Annotated in this window: 5 protein-coding genes; 1 reads left to right on the top strand and 4 read right to left on the bottom strand. The window is 34.3% G+C overall.

Going from position 1 to position 5,083, the window contains the following annotated elements:
• Positions 1 to 601 (bottom strand): DUF3352 domain-containing protein (locus AFK68_RS11190; protein ID WP_143437779.1); only part of this gene is annotated, 601 nt, incomplete at its 3' end.
• A gap of 734 nt (positions 602 to 1,335) precedes the next feature.
• Here AFK68_RS11190 and AFK68_RS11185 point away from each other — a divergent pair.
• The gene (locus tag AFK68_RS11185) at positions 1,336 to 2,259 is read left to right on the top strand and encodes a TIGR01777 family oxidoreductase (RefSeq protein ID WP_094672805.1); all 924 of its coding nucleotides are present in this window, start codon (positions 1,336 to 1,338) and stop codon (positions 2,257 to 2,259) included.
• 98 nt (positions 2,260 to 2,357) lie between these two features.
• Here the strand turns inward: AFK68_RS11185 and AFK68_RS11180 are convergent, their stop codons facing one another.
• The 3 genes from AFK68_RS11180 to AFK68_RS11170 form a co-directional block, all read right to left on the bottom strand.
• A complete protein-coding gene (locus AFK68_RS11180; RefSeq protein WP_094672803.1) occupies positions 2,358 to 2,585 on the bottom strand; it encodes a hypothetical protein in 228 nt (75 codons plus the stop codon).
• Between the two features lie 888 nt (positions 2,586 to 3,473).
• The gene (locus AFK68_RS11175) at positions 3,474 to 3,896 is read right to left on the bottom strand and encodes a hypothetical protein (RefSeq protein ID WP_094672801.1); all 423 of its coding nucleotides are present in this window, start codon (positions 3,894 to 3,896) and stop codon (positions 3,474 to 3,476) included.
• An 875-nt stretch (positions 3,897 to 4,771) separates the two neighbouring features.
• Positions 4,772 to 5,083, bottom strand: a 312-nt coding sequence (locus AFK68_RS11170) for an iron-sulfur cluster assembly accessory protein (RefSeq protein WP_094672799.1), incomplete at its 5' end; no start/stop codon positions are given.

Here is a 5,083-nt window from a genome sequence, read left to right as displayed (position 1 = left end):
CACTTTTACCCTGAAAGGTATCAATAGCATCTTCCACTGCTGCTGCTATAGGAGCGATCGCTAAATAATCTCCCAAAATTGCTAAATTAAAAGTTTTCCCAGTATCGTCAGTAACTTCTCGAATAGTCACCCCCTGATATTCTCTCTTTATTACCTTGCTCTCATCTTCCCCTTTCAACTTACTCACAAATCTCAAAGCTTCTAATTTATTTTTAATTCCCACTACCATCAAAATATTTACAGGATCGGTATTTTGCCCCTCTTCAGCAGGTACAAAAGCCAACATTACTCCTCCCAACCAAGGTTTAATATCTTTTTCCCAATCAATATTAGTCTCGGCCAAATTTTCTTGCTGAAATTCTGCATAACTCTGACCAATCAACTTTTTTGCTTCAGGAGTACCAAATTGTTCTAATTTAGTTATAGCTTCTTGATTAGGATGGAAAAAAGTGGCCATAATTGCCGATTCTGGCACAACTTGGGCGCTATTGAGAGGACTAGATACCTTGATTGCTATATTTTTAAAGTAAAGATATGTCGCAATACTGCCTGCTGCAATGACACTGACACCAGCAATTAAAAAGTTTAATTTTTTCACCATGGATTTTTTTGTGACCTAATATTTAAGTAAGTAGGTAGGCAAAACTATCTTAAATTATGACTACTAATTTATATTTTCCGTTTCCTGTTTCCCACTCAATAAATGTTCAATTAATCCAGATTAAGTAGGTTGAGTTTAACAAGTTAAACTCAATATTATCTACATTTTTGTTGGGCTTCTTTGTGGCTTGACCTAAGCTACTACCAATATTGATAGTCAGTAAATATTCTGCAGGTTGAGTTTAGAGTAATATAATTCCTATTATCAGTAGGAGCCAAAAGTTGTTCATTTCTGGAAGATAGAGTTATTATTCCTTAATACTAAATTATACTAATGCTACCTGATTTAATATTATTTAGGTTTTTGTTGAGTTGTGCTAGCACTTTTCATATTGCGTAGCAAAACCCAACCTATGACTAATATTTATAGTTAGCAAATATTCGGTAGTAGGCCGACACACTTAAAATTTTGCAATAGTAGGGGGAGTTACAGTTGAAATTAATACATCATATTTCAATGATATAGCAATTCTAAATGATTTGTGAGAATTTTTATAATAGTTAAGATTGATGAAAAACCTTCAAAATTCTGACTTCTGATTCCTGACTCCTAACTACAAAAAAAATATTACAATTGAAATAGGATTGCTATAAATCCTACCCTAATAGACAAAATTAGCTGTCTCATTCCACTACTATATAAAGATAAAAGTATCGTGAATAGATTTTTGAGTAATGAAAGTAGCTATTACAGGAGCAACAGGGTTTGTCGGTAGTCGCTTGGTCGAGCGTCTACATTCAGAGGGAGAACAAATATTAGTTTTGACCCGCAACCTAGAAAAAGCTAAACGAATTTTTCCTAACTCAGCCTATCCTAATCTAGAGATAGTTGCCTACCAACCAAAACAGTCTGGTGCTTGGCAAAAATCTATAGATGGCTGCGACGGTGTAGTTAATCTAGCAGGTGCTGGTATTGCTGATGAGCGTTGGAGTGCCACTCGGAAGCAAGAAATTATGGATAGTCGCAAGGTAACTACAGAAAAATTAGTCGAGGCGATCGCCCAAGCTAATTCTAAACCATCGGTATTGGTCAGTGGGTCGGCTGTGGGATATTATGGCACGAGTGAAACGGCGACTTTTGATGAAACTAGCAATAGTGGCAATGACTTTCTGGCGGAAGTTTGTCGGGAGTGGGAAACTGCTGCCCAACCTGTTAAGGATATAGGGGTAAGGTTGGTTATTTTGCGAATTGGTATTGTATTGGGTATGGGGGGTACTGTGTCGAAAATGTTAACTCCCTTCCAGTTATTTGCTGGTGGACCTATTGGTAGTGGTAGGCAATGGTTTTCTTGGGTGCATATTGATGATTTGGTAGGTTTAATTTTACATTCTCTACGCCACCCAGAAATAGCAGGAATATTTAATGCTACTGCTCCTAATCCTATACGAATGGGAGAATTTTGTCAAGATTTAGGGGCTGCTTTAAATAGACCTTCTTGGATACCTGTACCTAATTTTGCCATTGAATTGTTATTGGGAGATGGTGCTGTAGTTGTATTGGAAGGTCAAAAAGTTTTACCAAGACAAACTCAAGCTTCTGGCTTTGAGTATCAGTATCCTAATGTTAAGCCTGCTCTAAAAAATATTTTGGCTTCTTGAAAGTTGTCAAATTTATCAAAAAGAATCAAGCTGCCATAATTAGGAAGGCAGCTTGCCCAAATCATTTTTCCATCTAAATCTATAGGTAGTTCAAACTTTTATTTCTGAACAGTTGCTGATTCTTCGATTAATTCTTTTGTTTCTTGCAAATTATCTGGATCTACATAATGACATACTGCATCATCTAGACAAATTAAAGCCCAACCAGACTCATCAATACTCATTAGTTTATAATCGCCTTCCTGAACAAAAAATCCTTTGTGGTTACGAGTTTCAGGCTTTACATTAACGTCATCTAGATTATTAACTTGATTATTAAATGTCATTGTACTTCAACTCCTTAGTATTATCTAAAATTAGGTTTGACTCTCTTAATTGAGATTTATAGAAGAGACTTTTTAGTTCTCTTACTCAGCTTACTAACTACTAAAAAACTGGTTTAGCATCCCTAGGCTTACTCTGTAACTTTGGGTACTTTAAGTAGCAACCTCACATCCTAAAAAAAACATTTTTGACTGATTTGTGTTTAGTTAACCTACTTTTATTCTTGCCTAGTCAGTTTTTTTTGACTTTGAGCAATTTTTTTTCGGTTTTCATAGAATATTACTAATGCACTTCATCTTCACCTGGAATTGTGCAAATAATTTCTCTTAGCTAGCCTGACTTTATAGAATATTGATTGACTTAAATTTAAGTTTTATACTTAAATATTTGTAAGTTAATCCTCTTGTTCAGCTTTAACTAGAAAATTGCTGCCAAATTAGCATTTTTCAAGTTTTTGATCGATTATTATCNTTTTCGGAACTTTTTTTTAAGTTTTATACTTAAATATTTGTAAGTTAATCCTCTTGTTCAGCTTTAACTAGAAAATTGCTGCCAAATTAGCATTTTTCAAGTTTTTGATCGATTATTATCTAGATAGTTAGTAGAGCTATTAAGCTCTTAGGGATTTTCTACTTTATGGTGATTAAGTAATCTCTGAAGTTCTACAAATAATAACATGATTTTTTCTGGTTTGACGTAAAGTTTTTATATGAATTATGAAGTTTTTTTAAAGGCTATACATTTGTCATTTCAGTCATTAGTTATAAGTACCTATGACTGATTGAAGTTGGAAGCAATAAAATTCCTAATTTCCTTTTTTATCCCCTGAAAAGGGGAAGCTATTGACTTTATTTTTTAGTCAATTTTTTAATTTAGCCAAAAAATTTAGTTTAAACATCAAATAACCAACTGTTAACTCGACTAAGGCTAGGCCATTCACCTCTTCTATTGAAACCATCCTGAATATTATTTTGAATTTCTTCGAGCCAATCTTTATCAGCCATAATCATTTGCTGGGCTATCTCTACATGAGGTCTAACACCCTTTTCTCCTATTTCCAGCATTGCTAAAGCCAAGTTAATTCGGCCTTGTGGATCGTCTGGATTAAGTTTAACTCCTGTTTTAGCTGCTTTATGGGCTGATTTAGGTTTTTTCTCTAATAGATATAACCATGATAAGCTAATCCAACTACTACTACTTTTAGGAGAACGGTTAGTAATTTCTTTAAATAATGGAATTAAAGTCTTTAGGTCTTCTCCAGCCTTATATCTTTCTAATCCTTCTTTATATAATTCTTCTGGTGTTTGAGTCATTTCAGTTATCAGTTATTAGTTAATAGTATCTCCTACTGAAAAGAAAGCAAGAAAATTTTAAATTTCCTTTTTATCCCATTCAAGGAGGAGGTTTGAGACCTTATTTCTAGATGGTAATACTCTAGGTTTTCTAGTTTAAAAAATTAATCACAAAAAGTTAAAAAGCAGTCAGTAGTCAGCAGTCAGCGGTCAGGATGATTGACTTTTTTTTAGGCCCTAGTCAGGTATTTCAACAGGAAGCAAGAGGTATTTCCTCTGCAAGAGGCTAGGTGAAATGCTAATAGCTGATAGCTAGTTAAATTAGGGTTTGCTGATTAAACATCAAAGCATTGACATATAAAGGTTTGAGAATTTTAGGTCTGGAAAAAGTACCAGATTTTCAGTTGATGGAGCTGAAAAAGTGAGCATTTTAAGGTAATGTAAGGCAGAAAAATTAAGGGACTATTTTTCTGACTACCTACTTTATAATTCCCATTCCTCCTAACTCCTGACTCCTTCCCGCTATTAAAAGACTTATTAAGCAAGCCCAAATTAAAGATTTGACACTAGAAAAATCAATTTACACAATATTTAGGGGCACAGTAAATACTGTACCCCTACCTTTCTAGAAGGAAAATATACCACATCTATCTATCTAGTTTNGACTATTTTTCTGACTACCTACTTTATAATTCCCATTCCTCCTAACTCCTGACTCCTTCCCGCTATTAAAAGACTTATTAAGCAAGCCCAAATTAAAGATTTGACACTAGAAAAATCAATTTACACAATATTTAGGGGCACAGTAAATACTGTACCCCTACCTTTCTAGAAGGAAAATATACCACATCTATCTATCTAGTTTATCTAAAGATGTAGTTTAATTTAATTAATATTTAAGCTGAAAAGGAATTACCACAACCACAGGTTTGAGTTGCATTAGGATTAGTAAACTGGAACCCACCGCCAATCAAAGCGTCACTATAGTCAAGCATCAAACCATAGAGATAAAGGATACTTTTGCGGTCGCAAACAACCTTAAACCCATCATAATCAAAAACTTCATCATCATCTCTAATTGTGCTAAGATCTGCAAAATCCATCATATAAGACATTCCAGAACATCCACCTTGACGTACCCCTACTCTTAGGCAAAGGTCTTTTCCTTGTTTCTCTCTCAAAGATAGAACCTGCTTTACAGCAGCTTC

The sequence above is a fragment of the Hydrocoleum sp. CS-953 genome (genome assembly GCF_002260545.1).
Classification (GTDB): Bacteria; Cyanobacteriota; Cyanobacteriia; order Cyanobacteriales; family Microcoleaceae; genus Trichodesmium.
The sequence above is the reverse complement of the archived record's forward strand: the minus strand, read 5'-3'. Positions and strand labels throughout refer to the sequence as shown.